Source organism: Pseudomonas sp. LH1G9 (assembly GCF_002949975.1).
GTDB lineage: Bacteria > Pseudomonadota > Gammaproteobacteria > Pseudomonadales > Pseudomonadaceae > Aquipseudomonas > Aquipseudomonas veronii.
Genome location: NZ_CP026880.1, coordinates 1214684 through 1231693 on the forward strand (window position 1 = coordinate 1214684; position 17010 = coordinate 1231693).

General features: G+C 61.8%; 16 protein-coding genes. 2 read left to right on the forward strand and 14 right to left on the reverse strand.

The window, feature by feature from the left end; translation table 11 throughout:
• The first annotated feature begins 23 nt into the window (after positions 1–23).
• Positions 24–464 carry an MEKHLA domain-containing protein gene (locus C5F70_RS05735; RefSeq protein WP_104902878.1) on the forward strand — a complete coding sequence of 147 codons (441 nt, stop codon included), beginning with the start codon at positions 24–26 and terminating at the stop codon, positions 462–464.
• Here C5F70_RS05735 and C5F70_RS05740 read toward each other — a convergent pair.
• Entirely contained in the window at positions 461–982 is a 522-nt protein-coding gene (locus C5F70_RS05740; protein WP_046382904.1) for a DUF3087 domain-containing protein, read from the reverse strand. The two genes, C5F70_RS05735 and C5F70_RS05740, sit on opposite strands and share 4 nt — an antisense overlap.
• Positions 983–1206: 224 nt before the next feature.
• Positions 1207–1443 (reverse strand): DUF6555 family protein, encoded by a 237-nt coding sequence (locus tag C5F70_RS05745; RefSeq protein ID WP_046382905.1) that lies wholly within the window; start codon positions 1441–1443, stop codon positions 1207–1209.
• A 120-nt stretch (positions 1444–1563) separates the two neighbouring features.
• Here C5F70_RS05745 and C5F70_RS05750 point away from each other — a divergent pair, with 120 nt between their 5' ends.
• The gene (locus tag C5F70_RS05750) at positions 1564–2388 is read left to right on the forward strand and encodes an arylamine N-acetyltransferase (protein WP_104902879.1); all 825 of its coding nucleotides are present in this window, start codon (positions 1564–1566) and stop codon (positions 2386–2388) included.
• A gap of 88 nt (positions 2389–2476) precedes the next feature.
• Here the strand turns inward: C5F70_RS05750 and nuoN are convergent, their stop codons facing one another.
• The 12 genes from nuoN to C5F70_RS05810 all read right to left on the reverse strand — a co-directional run bounded on the left by nuoN (position 2477) and on the right by C5F70_RS05810 (position 17007).
• Entirely contained in the window at positions 2477–3940 is a 1464-nt protein-coding gene (gene nuoN, locus C5F70_RS05755; protein ID WP_017848066.1) for an NADH-quinone oxidoreductase subunit NuoN, read from the reverse strand.
• Between the two features lie 7 nt (positions 3941–3947).
• Positions 3948–5480 carry an NADH-quinone oxidoreductase subunit M gene (nuoM, locus tag C5F70_RS05760; RefSeq protein ID WP_010566880.1) on the reverse strand — a complete coding sequence of 511 codons (1533 nt, stop codon included), beginning with the start codon at positions 5478–5480 and terminating at the stop codon, positions 3948–3950.
• A gap of 55 nt (positions 5481–5535) precedes the next feature.
• Entirely contained in the window at positions 5536–7389 is a 1854-nt protein-coding gene (nuoL, locus tag C5F70_RS05765) for an NADH-quinone oxidoreductase subunit L (RefSeq protein WP_017848065.1), read from the reverse strand.
• Complete coding sequence (gene nuoK / locus C5F70_RS05770) at positions 7386–7694, reverse strand: NADH-quinone oxidoreductase subunit NuoK (RefSeq protein WP_026140165.1); 309 nt, start codon at positions 7692–7694, stop codon at positions 7386–7388. The genes nuoL and nuoK overlap by 4 nt, the downstream gene beginning before the upstream one ends.
• Before the next feature lie 2 nt (positions 7695–7696).
• The gene (gene nuoJ, locus C5F70_RS05775; protein WP_017848063.1) at positions 7697–8200 is read right to left on the reverse strand and encodes an NADH-quinone oxidoreductase subunit J; all 504 of its coding nucleotides are present in this window, start codon (positions 8198–8200) and stop codon (positions 7697–7699) included.
• Between the two features lie 9 nt (positions 8201–8209).
• Positions 8210–8758, reverse strand: coding sequence for an NADH-quinone oxidoreductase subunit NuoI (gene nuoI / locus C5F70_RS05780; RefSeq protein WP_003174725.1), 549 nt, complete (start codon positions 8756–8758; stop codon positions 8210–8212).
• Positions 8759–8769: 11 nt separating this feature from the next.
• Positions 8770–9777, reverse strand: coding sequence for an NADH-quinone oxidoreductase subunit NuoH (gene nuoH, locus C5F70_RS05785; RefSeq protein WP_017848062.1), 1008 nt, complete (start codon positions 9775–9777; stop codon positions 8770–8772).
• Entirely contained in the window at positions 9774–12488 is a 2715-nt protein-coding gene (gene nuoG / locus C5F70_RS05790; protein WP_017848061.1) for an NADH-quinone oxidoreductase subunit NuoG, read from the reverse strand. Before nuoG ends, nuoH begins: the two co-directional genes overlap by 4 nt.
• Before the next feature lie 135 nt (positions 12489–12623).
• Positions 12624–13979, reverse strand: a complete 1356-nt coding sequence (gene nuoF, locus C5F70_RS05795; protein ID WP_017848060.1) for an NADH-quinone oxidoreductase subunit NuoF — start codon at positions 13977–13979, stop codon at positions 12624–12626.
• Positions 13976–14473: an NADH-quinone oxidoreductase subunit NuoE gene (gene nuoE / locus C5F70_RS05800; protein ID WP_017848059.1), complete on the reverse strand. Its 498-nt coding sequence runs from the start codon at positions 14471–14473 to the stop codon at positions 13976–13978. Before nuoE ends, nuoF begins: the two co-directional genes overlap by 4 nt.
• A gap of 2 nt (positions 14474–14475) precedes the next feature.
• Positions 14476–16260: an NADH-quinone oxidoreductase subunit C/D gene (gene nuoC / locus C5F70_RS05805; RefSeq protein ID WP_017848058.1), complete on the reverse strand. Its 1785-nt coding sequence runs from the start codon at positions 16258–16260 to the stop codon at positions 14476–14478.
• A gap of 72 nt (positions 16261–16332) precedes the next feature.
• Entirely contained in the window at positions 16333–17007 is a 675-nt protein-coding gene (locus C5F70_RS05810; protein ID WP_003219572.1) for an NADH-quinone oxidoreductase subunit B family protein, read from the reverse strand.
• Positions 17008–17010 lie beyond the last annotated feature (3 nt).

Consider the following 17010-nt stretch of genomic DNA (forward strand, 5'->3'; position numbering starts at 1 on the left):
CCCGACAAGAAGACTGTGTACGCGTGCTGGATGACGCCTATCGACACTGGACCGGCCAGGGCTTGCCGGCGCCCGAGCATCTGGACGCACAGCAACGCCTGACCTGGCTGCATGCCCATGCGCCCTACAGCCTGCTGGCCCACGATGGCGCGGCGGACCCGCGGTTTAACTACGCCAATGCGTGCGCCTTGGCGTGCTTCAAATACCCGCGCGAGACCTTCATCGGCATGCCGTCACGCTTCAGCGCCTCGGAATTCGACCGCGCCGCGCGCCAGGTGTTATTGGAGCACGTCAGCGCCAACGGCATCGCCCATGGCTACAGCGGCTGGCGGGTGGATGCACATCAGCAGCCGTTCATGATCCATGCCGGTGTGGTGTGGACGTTGCTCGATGCCGCCGGCCTGCCGTGTGGGCAGGCGGCGCTGTTCTGGCCGGATGCGCAGCGTATCGGGGTGTTGGCTTAAGCGCCTTTGAAACTGTCCAGCCAGGACGGGTCGAAACGGGTTTGCTCGGTATCGAGCCCCAACGCTTGCATCTTCGCCCTATGTGCCTCGATCTCGCCGACCAACTGCACCTGGGCGCTGGAGTTGGCGTCCAGCTCATGCATCTGCGTCAGCCCCAGGTGATAGAACCGCAGCACCTTGAGCGCCGTCGGGTCATTGGCTTGCACGCGGTCGGTGACCTTGTGCATCACGTTGGTCACGCGCATCAGGTTGCGCTTGAGCTGCCAGCCATACACCGCCGGCGCTAGCCATGGCTGGGTCCAGAACGGGCCGCGCACCAGGGCGAGGGTGATCAACACCCCGGCAAACACCCCACCCACGTTGTAGCGAAAGTTGTCGCCGCCGGCTTCGCCAAACAGCATCACCGCCAGGCTCGACAACAGCATCGCCAGGGCCACGAACAACACGGCCACGATCAACGTACTGCGACGGGTCTGCTGGCGGTAGGTGATGGGGTCGCAGGGTTTGAGTTCGAACATCCGGGGAAAATCTCCTTGGCGTTTGTAGGGGATAGGGCAGGGCGGCATCTTCTCATGCTTGGCGATGGGGTGTGCGGTTAACACGTTGGGCGAAGGCGTGTGGGGCGTTCTCTATGATCGATTGCAAGCAGCCCCGGCCCGGATCGCACACGCAATGCCCCGAAAGAGCGTGAGCAACCAAATGCTGTCGAAAAAAAAGCCCCGTCGTTGAACGGGGCGTTTGTTTATTTGGGCGGTACCCAGTTGACGTCGGTGATGCCGTACTTCTCGGCCCAGGGCCGGGTGGTTTTTTTCACCTGCTCATGGCCGACCCGACCGATGCGGCTGACATGCGCAATATCGGCATCAACGGCCGCCCAGTGCCAGGCCTCGGCGTTATTCATCACTTCGGCACGCACCACGAAAGACTTCGGTTGACCGTGCAGTTGATAGGTAATGGTGTAGATTTTTGCGCTACTCATGTTGCCTCCCTGTCTTGTTATAGATGGATAGGAAAGCGTTTAAAAAGGTTCATTCGAAATGACAAATTGCCGGTCCGGGCGGCATAGTGGGGCCTTCGCCACGCGCCCAAGGATCGCGTCATGTCCCGCCTGACCCAAAGCCACCTGTACCTGCAACGCCTGGGCTACGCTGCGCCGCCACCGCCGACTCTGCAAACCTTGCGGGACCTGCAATTGCGGCATGTGTGTACGTTCGCCTTTGAAAGCCTGTCGACCCTGCTGCGCTTGCCGGTGCCGATCGACCTGCCCAGCGTCGAACAAAAAGTCTTGCTCGATGGACGCGGCGGGTATTGCTATGAACTGAACCAACTGTTTCTGGAACTGCTGCAGGAGCTGGGCTTCGACGCACGCGGCATCACCGGACGGGTCGTGATGGGCGGGCCACCGGACGCACACACCGCGCGTACCCATCGCCTGAGCCTGGTGACGGTGGACGGTGTGCGCTATATCTGCGACGTCGGCTTTGGCGGCATGGTGCCGAGCAGCCCGTTGCTGCTGGACAGCGAAGCGATCCAGGCCACCGCCCACGAACCCTTTCGGCTGACCGTTAAGCACGGCAGCTACACCCTGTGGGCCGAGGTCGGCGGGGAGTGGCGTGGCTTGTATGTGTTCGACCTGCAGGTGCAGGCAGACATCGATTATGAAATCGGCAACTGGTACGTCTCCACCCACGCGGACTCGCCGTTTCTCGGTCAGTTGAAAGTGGCACTGCTCGCGCCGGGTAAGCGTCACACCTTGAACAACGGCCACTACGCGATGCACTCCCTGGACGGTTCCAGCGAAAAACGCGCGATAGCCAGTGCCGATGAATTGCTTGATGTGCTGCGCGGCACCTTTGGCCTTCGCTTGCCGGTGCATCAGCGGCTTCGCGAAACGCTCGATGGTTTAGTGTCGGCCAATCTTTAGACGCATTGAGGCCGCATCTTCTCTGGCCCATAAACGCAAAAACGGCACCCGAAGGTGCCGTTTCTGTTTACTGCATACCGCTAAGCGATCAAACGCCCAGTACCGCGTGCTGCACCAAAGTGAGCAACGGTTGTGGGTACACGCCGAGGAAGAAGGCGAGCACGGCGATGGCCAGCAGCATCACGCCACCGGCTTTCTGTTCCCAGTGCAGCTCGGCATCCACACGACGCAGGTTTGGCTCGATCAGGTACAGGGTGACCATCACGCGCAGGTAGTAGAACACGCCGATGGCGCTACCCAGGATGAGCGAGGCAACCAGCCACCATTGATGCGCTTCAACGCCGGTCGCGATGATGTAGAACTTGCCGATAAAGCCCGCAGTCAGCGGGATACCGGCCAGGGACAGCATCATCAGGGTCAACACGGCGGTCAGGTACGGACGGCGCCAGAACAGGCCGCGATATTCGTACAGGGCGTCGGCGTCACGGCCTTTGTAAGGCGAGGACATCAGGGTGATGACACCGAAGGCGCCGAGGCTGGTGATCACGTAGGTGACCAGATACACGCCGATCGCTTCCAGGGCCAGGCCTTTGCTCGCCACCAGGGCGATCAGCAGGTAGCCGAAGTGGGCGATGGACGAGTAACCCAGCAGACGCTTGAGGTTGTTCTGGGTCAGCGCCAGCAGGTTACCGAACAGGATCGAGGCAACGGCGATCACGCTCAGTACGTCGCTCAACACGCCGGTGTTGGCCGCCGGGGAGATCTGGAACAGACGCACTACCACCGCAAACACCGCAACTTTCGTCGCCGTGGCCAGGAACGCGGCCACCGGCGCCGGAGCGCCTTCGTACACGTCCGGTGTCCACAGGTGGAAGGGCACCAGCGACAGTTTGAAAGCCAGGCCGATCAGCATCATCGCCAGGCCCAGTTGGGCGATCGGCGCAGGCATGCTGGTGGCCGCCAGGGCGTGGCCGATACCGGTGAAGCTCAGGCTGCCGGCTTCGGCGTAGAGCAGGGCCATACCGAACAACAGGAACGCGGAACCGGCGGCCGACAGCACCATGTACTTGATGCCGGCTTCCAGGGAACGCTTGTTGAAGAAGGCGTAGGCCACCAGGCCGTAGGTCGGGATCGACAGCAGTTCCAGGCCAATGAACAAGCCAGCCAGGTGCTGCGCGCTGACCAGCACGATGCCGCCGGCCGCAGCCAGCAGGATCAGCAGGTACAGCTCTTCGCGGTTGCCCGGGTAGCCGGTGCCGCCTTCGCCGAGGTAGGCGTGGGCGAGGGTGACGCAGGCCAGGGTGGCGACGAGGATCAACGCGATATACAGCAGCGCGAAGTCATCGATCATCATCAGCGGGGTCACCGCCAGGGGCGCGACCTTGAGTGCCGGGATGATCGACAGCAAGGCCAGGTTCAAACCCGCACAGGACAGCAGGAAGGTTTGCGCATGATTGCGACGCCAGGCGATCGACAGCATCACCACCACAATGGTGAGGCTGGTGATCAGCAGCGGCGCAAGCGCGATAAAGTGTTGGATCGTGAATTCCATAGCGCTCTTACCGGGCCGAAGCGAGTTGAGAGAAGGCGGTGCCGAACCACTGCTGCACGCCATGCATCGTTGCGGCAGAAGTGTCCAGGAACGGTTGTGGGTACACGCCGATGTAGATCAGCAGGACCGCCATACCGAGCACCATGATCAGTTCGCGAGCATCCATCCCGCGCAGGACGGTGTCGGACTTGGCCGGACCGAAGTACGCGCGGTGGATCATGATCAGCGAGTAGACCGAACCGAATACCAGGCCGGAAGTAGCGATGGCGCTGATCCACGGTGTCTGCACGAAGGTCCCCATCAGGATCAGGAACTCGCCGATGAAGTTGCCGGTGCCCGGCAAGCCCAGGGACGCGGCGGCAAAGAACAGGCTGATCGCCGGCAGGTAGGCGATGCGCGACCACACGCCACCCATCTCACGCATGTCACGGGTGTGCAGACGCTCGTACAACTGACCACTGAGGATAAACAGTGCGGCGGCTGAAACACCGTGCGCCAACATCTGGATCACGGCGCCTTGCAACGCCACCTGGCTGCCGGAGTAGATACCGATCAGTACGAAACCCATGTGGGAAACGGACGAGAAGGCAACCAGACGCTTGATGTCGGTTTGCGCGAAGGCCAGGAACGCACCGTAGAAGATCCCGATCAGACCCAGGGTCATGGCGATCGGCGCGAACTCGGCCGAGGCATTCGGGAACAGCGGCAGGGCGAAACGCAGCAGGCCGTAGGCCGCCGTCTTCAGCAGGATACCGGCCAGGTCCACGGAACCGGCGGTCGGCGCCTGGGCGTGGGCATCCGGCAGCCAGGAGTGGAACGGCACCACCGGCAGCTTCACCGCGAAGGCGATGAAGAAGCCCAGCATCAGGATGTACTCGGTGGTCAGGGACATCTTGGTTTTCAACAGATCGGCGTAGTTGAAGGTAATCACGCCCGTGCTGTTGAAGTTGACCAAGACCAGACCGAGGATCGCCACCAACATGATCAGGCCGGAAGCCTGGGTGAAGATGAAGAACTTGGTCGCCGCGTAGATCCGGGTTTTCTTGCCGTCCGAAGAACTATGACCCCAGAGCGCGATGAGGAAGTACATCGGCACCAGCATCATTTCCCAGAAGAAGAAGAACATGAACAGGTCGAGGGCGAGGAACACGCCGACCACGCCGCCCAGGATCCACATCAGGTTCAGGTGGAAGAAGCCCACGTGACGCTGGATCTCTTTCCAGGAGCAGAGTACCGAAAGGACACCCAGCAGGCCGGTCAGCAGGATCATCAGCAACGACAGGCCGTCGAGGGCCAGGTGTACGTTGATGCCGAAGCGCTGGATCCAGACGTGCTTGAACTCAAGCGCCCAGGTCGGATCGGCGCCAGGCGCCGGAGCAAATGAATAGTCGCCATGGGCCCACAGCCAGAGGCCGAGCGCGAGTTCCAGGGACATGGTCAGCAACGCAATCCAGCGGGGGAGGGTGGCGCCGAAGCGTTCACCCATCCAGCAGAGCAGGCCGCCGATAAAGGGGATCAGGATTAGCCAGGGCAGAATCATGACGGGCTCGTTTCCTTTCGCAAGTTCGCAAAGTTCGCAATGTACTTAGACATGGTCAGACCGCTACCACAACGATGGCGCCGATCACCAGAACGGCACCGGCCGCCATGGAAGCTGCATACCAACGTAATTGGCCAGTCTCGCTGCGGCTCAGGGCGGTGTGGCTAGCCTTGGCGGCACGCGGGATCAAACCGATGGTCTGGTCGAGCGGGTCTTTGCGCAGTACGTGGCTGATCGCAAGGTAAGGCTTGACGAACAGTTTGTCGTAGATCCAGTCGAAGCCCCAGGCGGCGAACCACCAGGCCGAAAGGAAACGGCCGATGCCACTGTTGGCGACGGCAGTGACGAAGCGACGCTTGCCGAGGAACAGCAGGGCCGCCAGCAGGATACCCGCGATGGCAATGGCGCCCGAGGCGATTTCCAGGCTGTGCTGGGCTTCGCCGCCGGCATGGCCGACGCTTTCCGGCAGTACGCCGGCCAGTGGCGGGGTGATCATGGCGCCGATGAAGGTCGACAGGATGATCAGCACCGACAGTGGCAGCCAATGGGAGATGCCGTGGCCTGCGTGTGCTTCGGTCTTGGCTTCACCGTGGAAGGTGATGAAGATCAGGCGGAAGGTGTACAGCGAGGTCATGAACGCACCCACCAGGCCTGCGTAGAGCAGGTTCTGGTTACCGCTGGCAAAGGCTTCCCAGAGGATTTCGTCTTTCGAGTAGAAACCGGCGGTCACCAATGGCAGGGCTGCGAGTGCGGCACCACCGACGATGAAGCTGGCGTAGGCCAGTGGCAGTTTCTTCCACAGGCCGCCCATCTTGAAGATGTTCTGCTCGTGGTGGCAGGCGACGATCACCGCACCGGAGGCGAGGAACAGCAGGGCCTTGAAGAACGCGTGGGTCATCAGGTGGAAGATCGCCGCGTCCCAGGCGCCGACGCCCAGGGCCAGGAACATGTAGCCGATCTGGCTCATGGTCGAGTAGGCGAGGATACGCTTGATGTCGGTCTGCACCAGCGCGGCGAAGCCGGCCAGTACCAGGGTCACGCCGCCGACCACGCCCACCAGGTGCAGGACGTCCGGCGCCAGGGTGAACAGGCCGTGGGTACGGGCGATCAGGTAGACACCCGCGGTCACCATCGTTGCGGCGTGGATCAGTGCCGAAACAGGCGTCGGGCCGGCCATCGCATCCGCGAGCCAGGTTTGCAGCGGCAGTTGCGCGGATTTACCGACAGCGCCGCCCAGCAGCATCAGGGTCGCCAGGGTGATCCAGAAGTCGCCGACCTGGAATTTCTGCGGTGCCAGCACCAGCAGTTCCTGGATGTTCAGCGTGCCCACCTGTTGGAACAGGATGAACAGGCCGATGGCCATGAACACGTCGCCGATCCGGGTCACGATAAAGGCTTTGAGTGCCGCGTTACCGTTGTTGCGGTTGCTGTAGTAGAAACCGATCAACAGGTACGAGCACAGGCCCACGCCTTCCCAGCCGAAGTACAGGAACAACAGGTTATCGCCCAGCACCAGGAACAGCATGCTGGCGATAAACAGGTTGGTGTACGCGAAGAAGCGCGAGTAACCGGCTTCACCGCGCATGTACCAGGACGCGAACAGGTGGATCAGGAAACCTACACCCACCACCACGCCGAGCATGGTGATCGACAGGCCGTCGACGTAGAGGGCGAAGTTGGGCTTGAAGCCCTCCACCGACATCCACTGCCACAACACCAGGGTGTAGTGGCCGCCTTCCGGTGGCGCGACGTTGAATTGCCAGATGACGTAGGCGGCGACAATCGCCGACAGGCCGATGGAGCCCACGCCGACCAGGGCCGAGAGGTTTTCCGACCAGCGTCCGCGAGAGAACGACAGCAGCAGGAAACCGATCAGGGGAAATACGAAAGTCAGAAAGATCATGTTCATCCGCGCATCTCACTGGCAGCGTCGATATCAAGCGTGTGGAAGCGACGATACAGTTGCAGCAGGATCGCCAGGCCAATACTGGCCTCGGCGGCTGCCAGGCTGATCACCAGGATGAACATGACTTGTCCATCCGGCTGGCCCCAACGGCTACCTGCCACGATGAACGCCAGTGCCGCAGCGTTCATCATGACTTCCAGGCTCATCAACACGAACAAAATGTTACGGCGAACCATCAGGCCGACCAGGCCAAGGCAGAACAGGATGCCGGCGACCGCCAGACCATGCTCCAAAGGGATAGCAGGCATCATCATTGCTCCTTGGCTTCGTTACGGCCCAAGTGGAAGGCGGTGATGACTGCGGCGAGCAGCAGCATCGAAGCCAGTTCGACCACCAGCAGATACGGGCCGAACAGGCTGACGCCCACGGCCTTCGCGCCAACGGTGGTGTGGCCGATGGCCTGGCCGCTCTGGTGAGCGAACAGGACATACAGCAGTTCAGCCAGCAGCAGCGCGGCGAGGACCACCGGGCCGAGCCAGATGCCCGGCTTGAGCCAGACGCGTTCCTGGGCGACCGAGGCCGGCCCGAGGTTGAGCATCATCACCACAAACACGAACAGCACCATGATGGCGCCAGCGTAGGCGATCACTTCCAGTACACCGGCGAACGGTGCGCCGAGGCTGAAAAAGGTCATGGCCACGGCGATCAGCGAAATGATCAGGTAGAGCAGGGCGTGCACGGGGTTGGTGTTGGTGACCACGCGAAGCGTGGATACCACTGCAATACCCGATGCGAAATAGAAAGCGAATTCCATCTTTCTTCCTTAAGGCAGCAAGCTCTTCACGTTGATCGGCTCGGCTTCGTTTTGTGCGGCGCCTTTCGGCTTACCGGCAACGGCCATACCTGCAACACGATAGAAGTTGTAATCAGGGTTTTTACCGGGACCAGAGATCAGCAGATCTTCTTTCTCGTACACCAGGTCCTGACGTTTGAACTCGGCCATCTCGAAATCCGGTGTGAGCTGGATCGCGGTGGTCGGGCAAGCTTCCTCGCAGAGGCCGCAAAAAATGCAGCGCGAGAAGTTGATGCGGAAGAAGTCCGGGTACCAGCGACCGTCTTCGGTTTCAGCTTTCTGCAGGGAGATGCAACCCACCGGGCACGCCACGGCGCACAGGTTGCAGGCTACGCAACGCTCTTCGCCATCGGGGTCGCGGGTCAGTACGATGCGGCCGCGATAGCGCGGCGGCAGGTACACCGCTTCTTCCGGGTATTGCAGGGTGTCGCGTTTGCGAAAGCCGTGACCGAACACCATCACCAGGCTTCGCAACTGGGTACCGGTACCCTTAACGATGTCGCCAATATATTTGAACATGGGTCAAATCCTCACTGAACCGCGCCCGCGGGCGTGTTCAACAACACAACGGCAGCCGTCACCAGCAAATTGATCAGGGTCAGCGGCAGGCAGAAGCGCCAGCTGAAATCCATCACCTGGTCATACCGTGGACGCGGAATGGAAGCGCGCAGCAGGATAAACAGCATGATGAAGAACGCGGTCTTCAGTAAGAACCAGAAGATCGCCAGCTGCGGCAGGATGCCGAACGGACCGTGCCAGCCGCCGAAGAACAGCGTGACCAGCAGGGCCGAGATCAAGATGATGCCGATGTACTCACCGACGAAGAACATGCCCCATTTCATGCCGGCATATTCAATGTGGTAACCGTCGGCCAGTTCCTGTTCCGCTTCCGGTTGGTCGAACGGGTGACGGTGAGTCACGGCGACGCCGGCGATGAAGAACGTACAGAAGCCAAAGAACTGCGGAATGATGAACCACAGGTTCTGCGCCTGGTACTCGACGATGTCGCGCATGTTGAACGAGCCGACCTGCACCACGATGCCCATCAGCGCGAGGCCCATGAACACTTCGTAGGACACGGTCTGGGCCGAGGCCCGCAAGCTGCCCAGCAGGGCGAACTTGTTGTTACTGGCCCAGCCGGCGAACAGCACCGCGTAGACCGACAAGCCGGCCATGGCGAAGAAGAACAGCAAGCCGATGTTCAGGTCCGCCACGCCCCAGGTCGGGGTGATCGGGATGATCGAGAAGGCGATCAGCAAGGCGCTCATGGCCACGACCGGTGCCAGGGTGAAGATCACCTTGTCGGCAAACGGCGGGGTCCAGTCTTCCTTGAAGAACATTTTCAGCATGTCGGCAGCGATCTGGAACATGCCGAACGGGCCAACGCGGTTCGGACCGTAACGGTCCTGCCACCAGCCCAGCAGGCGACGTTCGACGAAGCTGAGCAGGGCGCCCGCCACGACCACGGCCAACAGGATCACGATGGCCTTGACGACCGCAATGATCACATCGATGACTTCAGGGGTGAACCAGGTCATTGCGCTGCCTCCTGCAGACCGTCAACGGTTTGGCCAAAGATCGACGGTGGAATACCGGCGATGCCTTTTGGCAGTGCAACCAGGCCGGCACCCAACTCGTCGTTGATGCGCAGCGGCAGACGCAGGGTCTTGCCCGCGACGTTCAGACTGAGCAGGGCACCATCGTTGACGCCGAGACGGTCGGCTTCGGACTTGGCCAGGGACACGTAGGCAGCCGGGATGCGTTCTTGAACCGGTGCGGCTTTGGACGAGGTCTCGTCGCTGCCGAACAGGTGGAAGAACGGCACAACCTGCCAGGTGCCCTGGGCCGGGTTGAACGGACGCGGTACGGCGGCGAACCAGTTCAACGCATCGCCCTGGGGTTCGATCAGGCGCGTGCCCGGGTCGCCAGCGCGGATGTGACCACCGACTTCGTCCTGGAACTTGTTCCAGGCCTGCGGCGAGTTCCAGCCCGGCGACCAGGCAAATGGCACCTGCTGACGCGGCTCGACCGAACCCGAGTAACCTTCCATGGAGAAGGCGAACGCGGTGTCGTTGTCTTGCGGAGTACGCGGTTCATGCACGCTGATGTCGGCCCGCATGGCGGTACGACCGGAGTAGCGCAGCGGCTCACGGGCGAGTTTCATGCCCTTGATGCGGAACGCGGCGGACGGTGCAGCGTCGACGATACGCGCCAGTTGCGGGGCGCTCGCCGCGACGGCTGCGGTGACGTGGTCGAGTTGGGTCCAGTCGATCGGCTGATTGAGCAGAGTCGAGCGCAGGGCATGCAGCCAGCGCCAGCCTTCGTGAACCAGGATGCTGGCGTCCATGTACTTCGGATCGAACACCTGGAAGAAGCGCTGGGCGCGGCCTTCCTGGCTGACCAGGGTACCGTCGCCTTCGGCGAAGGTCGCGGCCGGCAATACCAGGTCGGCACGCTCGCTGGTAGCGGTCTTCTGGTGGTCGGCGACGATCAGCACTTTGGCAGCGTTCAGCGCGGCGTCGACCTTGGCCGAATCCGTGCGGGTGTACAGGTCGTTTTCCAGCACTACCAGGGCGTCGGCTTTGCCGTCGATCACGGCTTGCAGGGCGCTGTCGACGGACTCGCCACCGAGCATGGCCAGGCCGAGGCTGTTGGCTTCCGGCACGATCAGGCTGATGGAACCGTTCTTCTCGCGCAGCTTCAAGGCCTTGGCGATGTTGGCTGCCGCTTCGATCAGCGCCTTGGAACCCAGCGAGGTGCCGGCGATGATCAGCGGGCGCTTGGCCGCCAGCAGGGCGTCGGCGATGCGTTGGGCAAGTGCTACGGCTTCAGCGTCCAGGCCTTCGACGGCCGGCGCACTGGCGTCAAGGGCGTGGGCCACGGCGAAACCGAGGCGGGCCAGGTCATCTGGCGCTGCGTGTACGCATTCTTCGGCGATGTCGTCGAGCTTGGTTTCGGCCAGGCTGGCGATAAACAGCGGGTTCAGCGCGTGCTGGCCGATGTTTTTCACCGCGGCGTCGAGCCAAGGCTGTACGCGCATGGCGTCGGCCATGGCTTCGGCCTTGCCTTTGACCGACTGGCGCAGCGACAGGGCCATACGTGCGGCGGTCTGGGTGAGGTCTTCACCGAGCACGAAGATCGCATCGTGGTCTTCGATGTCGCGCATGTTCGGCACTGGCAGCGGGCTGTCGTTCAGCACTTGCAGGACCAGGCGGATGCGCTCCAGTTCAGCGGCTTCGATACCGCAGTAGAAGTGCTCGGCGCCGACCAGTTCGCGCAACGCGTAGTTGCTTTCGAGGCTGGCACGCGGCGAACCGATGCCGACGATGTTGCGACCGCGCAGCAGGTCGGCGGCTTTATCCAGGGCTTCGTCGGTGTTCAGCTTCGCGCCGCCGGCCAGCAGTGGCTGGCGTGGGCGGTCTTCGCGGTTGACGTAGCCATAGCCGAAACGGCCACGGTCGCACAGGAAGTACTGGTTGACCGAACCGTTGAAGCGGTTTTCGATGCGACGCAGTTCGCCGTAGCGCTCGCCCGGGGAGATGTTGCAACCGCTGGAGCAGCCATGGCAGATGCTCGGGGCGAACTGCATGTCCCACTTGCGGTTGTAGCGCTCGGAGTGCGTCTTGTCGGTGAACACACCGGTCGGGCAGACCTCGGTGAGGTTGCCGGAGAATTCGCTTTCCAGTACGCCGTCTTCAACGCGACCGAAGTACACGTTGTCGTGGGCGCCGAAGACGCCGAGGTCGGTGCCGCCAGCGTAGTCTTTATAGAAGCGCACGCAGCGGTAGCAGGCGATGCAGCGGTTCATTTCGTGGGAAATGAACGGGCCCAGTTCCTGGTTCTGGTGGGTGCGCTTGGTGAAGCGATAGCGGCGCTCGTTGTGGCCGGTCATCACCGTCATGTCTTGCAGGTGGCAGTGGCCGCCTTCCTCACAGACCGGGCAGTCGTGAGGGTGGTTGGTCATCAGCCATTCGACGACACTGGCGCGGAACGCCTTGGATTCTTCATCGTCGATGGAGATCCAGGTGTTGTCGGTGGCTGGGGTCATGCAGGACATGACGATGCGACCACGGGTGTCGTTCTCGTCGGTGTACTGCTTGACCGCACACTGGCGACAGGCACCGACGCTACCAAGAGCGGGGTGCCAGCAGAAATAAGGGATGTCGAGGCCTAGTGACAGACACGCCTGTAACAGGTTGTCTGCCCCATCGACTTCGAGCGCTTTGCCGTCTACGTGGATAGTGGCCATGGTTCAAAGATCTTCGTTGGCCCGTTGTCAGCGGGCGTGGCTAATGGAATCTTGTTATTCATGTGCATCAACACAGCCTTGACGGCGTCAGCACATGACGAGGCGAAGGGCACGGACCCTTCGCCTGTTTAAGCGTTACGCGCCGACTACGATCGGCCTCGCCAGAGGCGGGACGGCGGCGCTGGTAGGCGCGATGCCGGCTTCGAACTCCGAGCGGAAATATTTGATTGCGCTGCCCAATGGCTCCACGGCGCCCGGTGCGTGAGCACAGAAGGTCTTGCCTGGGCCGAGGAAACCGACCAGCCCCAGCAGGGTTTCGATGTCACCCTCGCGGCCTTCGCCTTTTTCCAGCGCCATCAGCAGCTTGACGCTCCACGGCAGACCGTCGCGGCACGGAGTGCAGAAACCGCAGGATTCGCGGGCGAAGAACTGTTCCATGTTGCGCAGCAGCGAGACCATGTTCACGGTGTTGTCCACCGCCATCGCCAGGCCAGTACCCATCCGGGTGCCCACCTTGCCGATGCCGCCGGCATACATCTGTGCGTCGAGGTGCTCGGGGAGCAGGAAGCCGGTACCGGCGCCGCCTGGCTGCCAGGCCTTGAGGGTGTAGCCGTCGCGCATGCCGCCGGCGTAGTCCTCGAACAGTTCGCGCGCGGTCACGCCGAACGGCAGTTCCCACAAGCCAGGGTTCTTGACCTTGCCGGAGAAGCCCATGAGCTTGGTGCCCATGTCTTCACTGCCTTCGCGGGCCAACGATTTGTACCAGTCCACACCGTCGGCAATGATCGCCGGCACGTTGCACAGGGTTTCGACGTTGTTCACGCAAGTCGGCTTGCCCCACACGCCAACGGCGGCAGGGAAGGGCGGCTTGGAGCGCGGGTTGGCGCGGCGGCCTTCGAGGGAGTTGATCAGTGCGGTTTCTTCACCGCAGATATAACGCCCGGCGCCGGTGTGTACGAACAGTTCGAAGTCGAAACCCGAACCGAGGATGTTCTTGCCCAGCAGGCCCGCAGCCTTGGCTTCTTGCACGGCACGGTTGAGGTGCTTGGCGGCGGTGGTGTATTCGCCACGCAGGAAGATGTAGCCGCGGTAGGTTTTCAGCGCGCGGGCGCTGATCAGCATGCCTTCGATCAACAGATGGGGCAGTTGCTCCATCAGCATGCGGTCTTTCCAGGTGTTCGGCTCCATTTCATCCGCGTTGCACAGCAGGTAGCGGATGTTGATGGATTCGTCTTTGGGCATCAGGCCCCACTTCACGCCAGTGGGGAAGCCTGCGCCGCCGCGGCCCTTGAGGCCGGCGTCCTTCACGGTCTGGACGATATCGTCCTGGGCCATGTCGGCGAAGGCTTTGCGCGCAGCGGCGTAACCGTTCTTGGCCTGATACTCCTCGAGCCATACCGGCTCGGCATCGTCACGCAGGCGCCAGGTCAGCGGGTGAGTCTCGGGCGACCGCTTGATGCGGTTGGCCGGGCCGAAGGAAGTCAGGGTCATGGGTAGCCCTCGAGCAATTGGGTCACGCCAGCAGGCTGCACGTCACCGAATGTGTCGTCGTCGATCATCAACGCCGGCGCCTTGTCGCAGTTGCCCAGGCAGCACACCGGCAGCAGCGTGAAGCGGCCGTCCGGGGTGGTCTGGCCGAGGCCGATGCCAAGCTTGTTCTGGATCTCGCTGACCACCGACTCGTGACCACCGATGTAGCAGACCATGCTGTCGCATACGCGAATGATGTGGCGGCCCACGGGCTGGCGGAAGATCTGGCTGTAGAACGTGGCCACGCCTTCAACGTCGCTGGCGGGGATGCCGAGGATCTCGCCGATGGCGTAGAGGGCGCCGTCCGGCACCCAGCCACGTTCCTTCTGGACGATCTTCAAGGCTTCGATCGACGCCGCGCGCGGGTCTTCGTAGTGATGGAGCTCGTGCTCGATGGCCGAGCGCTCGGTTTCACTCAAGGTGAAACGGTCTGTCTGGATAAGCGTGTTATTCATGCTTAGCGGTCCACGTCGGCCATAACGAAATCGATACTACCCAGGTACGCAATCAAGTCCGCGACCATCTCGCCTTTGATCACCGAAGGGATCTGCTGCAAGTGCGGGAAGCTTGGAGTACGAATCCGGGTGCGGTAGCTCATGGTGCCGCCATCGCTCGTCAGGTAATAACTGTTGATACCCTTGGTCGCTTCGATCATCTGGAAGGATTCGTTGGCCGGCATCACCGGGCCCCACGAAACTTGCAGGAAGTGCGTGATCAGGGTTTCGATGTGCTGCAGCGTGCGCTCTTTCGGCGGCGGCGTGGTCAGCGGGTGATCCGCCTTGTACGGGCCGGCCGGCATGTTGCGCAGGCACTGGTCGATGATCTTGATGCTCTGGCGCATCTCTTCGACGCGGACCATGCAGCGGTCATAGGCATCGCCGTTCGCAGCCAGCGGTACTTCGAATTCGAAGTTCTCGTAGCCGGAGTACGGACGGGCCTTGCGCAGGTCGAAATCGCAACCGGTGGAACGCAGGCCGGCACCGGTGACGCCCCATTCCAGGGCCTCTTTGGTGTTGTAGGCGGCGACGCCGATGGTCCGACCCTTGAGGATGCTGTTGTCCAGGGCGGCCTTGGTGTATTCGTCGAGACGCTTGGGCAGCCAGTCGACGAATTCCTTGACCAGCTTTTCCCAGCCGCGCGGCAGGTCGTGGGCCACACCGCCGATGCGGTACCAGGCCGGGTGCAGGCGGAAACCGGTGATGGCTTCGATGACTTTGTAGGCGCGCTGACGGTCGGTGAAGGTGAAGAACACCGGAGTCATGGCGCCGACGTCCTGGATGTAGGTCCCCAGGAACAGCAGGTGGCTGGTGATCCGGAAGAACTCGGCCATCATGACGCGGATGGTGTCGACGCGGTCGGGCACCTTGATGCCGGCCAGCTTCTCGACCGAGAGCACGTAAGGCAGGTTGTTCATCACGCCGCCGAGGTAGTCGATACGGTCGGTGTACGGGATGAAGCTGTGCCAGGACTGGCGCTCGGCCATCTTCTCGGCACCACGGTGGTGGTAGCCGATGTCCGGCACGCAGTCGACGATTTCTTCGCCGTCCAGCTGCAGGATGATACGGAAGGCACCGTGCGCCGAAGGGTGGTTCGGGCCCAGGTTGAGGAACATGTAGTCCTCGTTGGTGCCGGAACGCTTCATGCCCCAGTCTTCCGGACGGAAGCGTGCGGCTTCTTCTTCCAGTTGCTGTTTGGCCAGGGTCAGGCTGAACGGGTCGAATTCGGTGGCGCGGGCAGGGTAGTCCTTGCGCAGCGGGTGACCTTCCCAGGTCGGCGGCATCATGATGCGCGACAGGTGCGGGTGGCCCGGGAAGTCGATACCGAACATGTCCCAGACTTCACGCTCGTACCAGCTGGCGTTGGGCCAGATGCCGGTGACGGTCGGCACGCTCAGGTCGCTTTCGGAGAGGGCGACCTTGATCATCACGTCGCTGTTACGTTCGATCGACAGCAGGTGATAGAACACGGTGAAGTCGACGCCGCTCGGCAGCCCCTGGCGCTTGGTGCGCAGACGCTCGTCCACGCCATGCAGGTCATAGAGCATGACGTACGGCTTGGGCAGGTTGCGCAGGAAGGTCAGGACTTCGACGAGCTTGGCGCGCGCCACCCACAGCACCGGCATGCCGGTACGTGTGGCCTGGGCGGTGAAGGCGTCAGGGCCAAAACGGTTATTGAGTTCGACGACCACATCCTGGTCGTCTGCCTTATAAGGCGGGATGTACAGAGCACTGCCTGTAGTCATGGTTTTTTATCGCTTTCGGTCAACGTAAAGAATGAAGCCAGGTTTTCGTTCTATAAAAGAAGCGGCTCTGGATCAGACTTCGTCGGGGCTGCGCAGGTTGGTGACCTGAATACGCTGTTCGCGGCGCTGTTCCTTTTGTGACGGCATCTCGGCGCGGTAAACGCCTTGATCTCCGACAACCCAGGAAAGTGGGCGACGCTCCTTGCCAATCGATTCCTGCAACAGCATCAAGCCTTGCAGAAATGCTTCGGGGCGGGGCGGGCAGCCAGGCACGTAGACGTCCACGGGCAGGAACTTGTCCACCCCCTGAACAACGGAGTAGATGTCGTACATGCCACCGGAGTTGGCGCACGAACCCATGGAGATAACCCACTTCGGCTCGAGCATTTGCTCGTAGAGACGCTGAATGATCGGCGCCATCTTGATAAAGCAGGTACCGGCGATAACCATGAAATCCGCCTGACGCGGCGAGGCCCGGATCACTTCGGCGCCGAAGCGCGCGATGTCATGGGGCGCCGTGAAGGCGGTGGTCATTTCCACGTAGCAGCAGGACAGACCGAAGTTGTACGGCCACAGGGAGTTTTTACGCCCCCAGTTGACCGCGCCGCTCAGCACGTCTTCCAGCTTGCCCATGTAGATGTTTTTGTGGACTTGGTCTTCTAACGGATCGGAAACGGTTTCCCGTTCGCCGATGGGGTACTGCTCGTTAGGAGCATCCGGGTCGATCCTGGTGAGATTGTATTGCATCGC

Excerpts from the sequence above, each read along its gene's own strand:
- C5F70_RS05810 (WP_003219572.1), bottom strand. The coding sequence starts at position 17,007 with ATGCAATACAATCTCACCAGGATCGACCCGGATGCTCCTAACGAGCAG.
- nuoN (WP_017848066.1), bottom strand. The coding sequence starts at position 3,940 with ATGGAATTCACGATCCAACACTTTATCGCGCTTGCGCCGCTGCTGATC.
- nuoE (WP_017848059.1), bottom strand. The coding sequence starts at position 14,473 with ATGAATAACACGCTTATCCAGACAGACCGTTTCACCTTGAGTGAAACC.
- nuoH (WP_017848062.1), bottom strand. The coding sequence starts at position 9,777 with ATGACCTGGTTCACCCCTGAAGTCATCGATGTGATCATTGCGGTCGTC.
- nuoL (WP_017848065.1), bottom strand. The coding sequence starts at position 7,389 with ATGAACATGATCTTTCTGACTTTCGTATTTCCCCTGATCGGTTTCCTG.
- C5F70_RS05745 (WP_046382905.1), bottom strand. The coding sequence starts at position 1,443 with ATGAGTAGCGCAAAAATCTACACCATTACCTATCAACTGCACGGTCAA.
- C5F70_RS05750 (WP_104902879.1), top strand. The coding sequence starts at position 1,564 with ATGTCCCGCCTGACCCAAAGCCACCTGTACCTGCAACGCCTGGGCTAC.
- nuoI (WP_003174725.1), bottom strand. The coding sequence starts at position 8,758 with ATGTTCAAATATATTGGCGACATCGTTAAGGGTACCGGTACCCAGTTG.
- nuoG (WP_017848061.1), bottom strand. The coding sequence starts at position 12,488 with ATGGCCACTATCCACGTAGACGGCAAAGCGCTCGAAGTCGATGGGGCA.
- nuoM (WP_010566880.1), bottom strand. The coding sequence starts at position 5,480 with ATGATTCTGCCCTGGCTAATCCTGATCCCCTTTATCGGCGGCCTGCTC.
- nuoC (WP_017848058.1), bottom strand. The coding sequence starts at position 16,260 with ATGACTACAGGCAGTGCTCTGTACATCCCGCCTTATAAGGCAGACGAC.
- C5F70_RS05740 (WP_046382904.1), bottom strand. The coding sequence starts at position 982 with ATGTTCGAACTCAAACCCTGCGACCCCATCACCTACCGCCAGCAGACC.
- nuoK (WP_026140165.1), bottom strand. The coding sequence starts at position 7,694 with ATGCCTGCTATCCCTTTGGAGCATGGTCTGGCGGTCGCCGGCATCCTG.
- nuoF (WP_017848060.1), bottom strand. The coding sequence starts at position 13,979 with ATGACCCTGACTTCCTTCGGCCCGGCCAACCGCATCAAGCGGTCGCCC.
- nuoJ (WP_017848063.1), bottom strand. The coding sequence starts at position 8,200 with ATGGAATTCGCTTTCTATTTCGCATCGGGTATTGCAGTGGTATCCACG.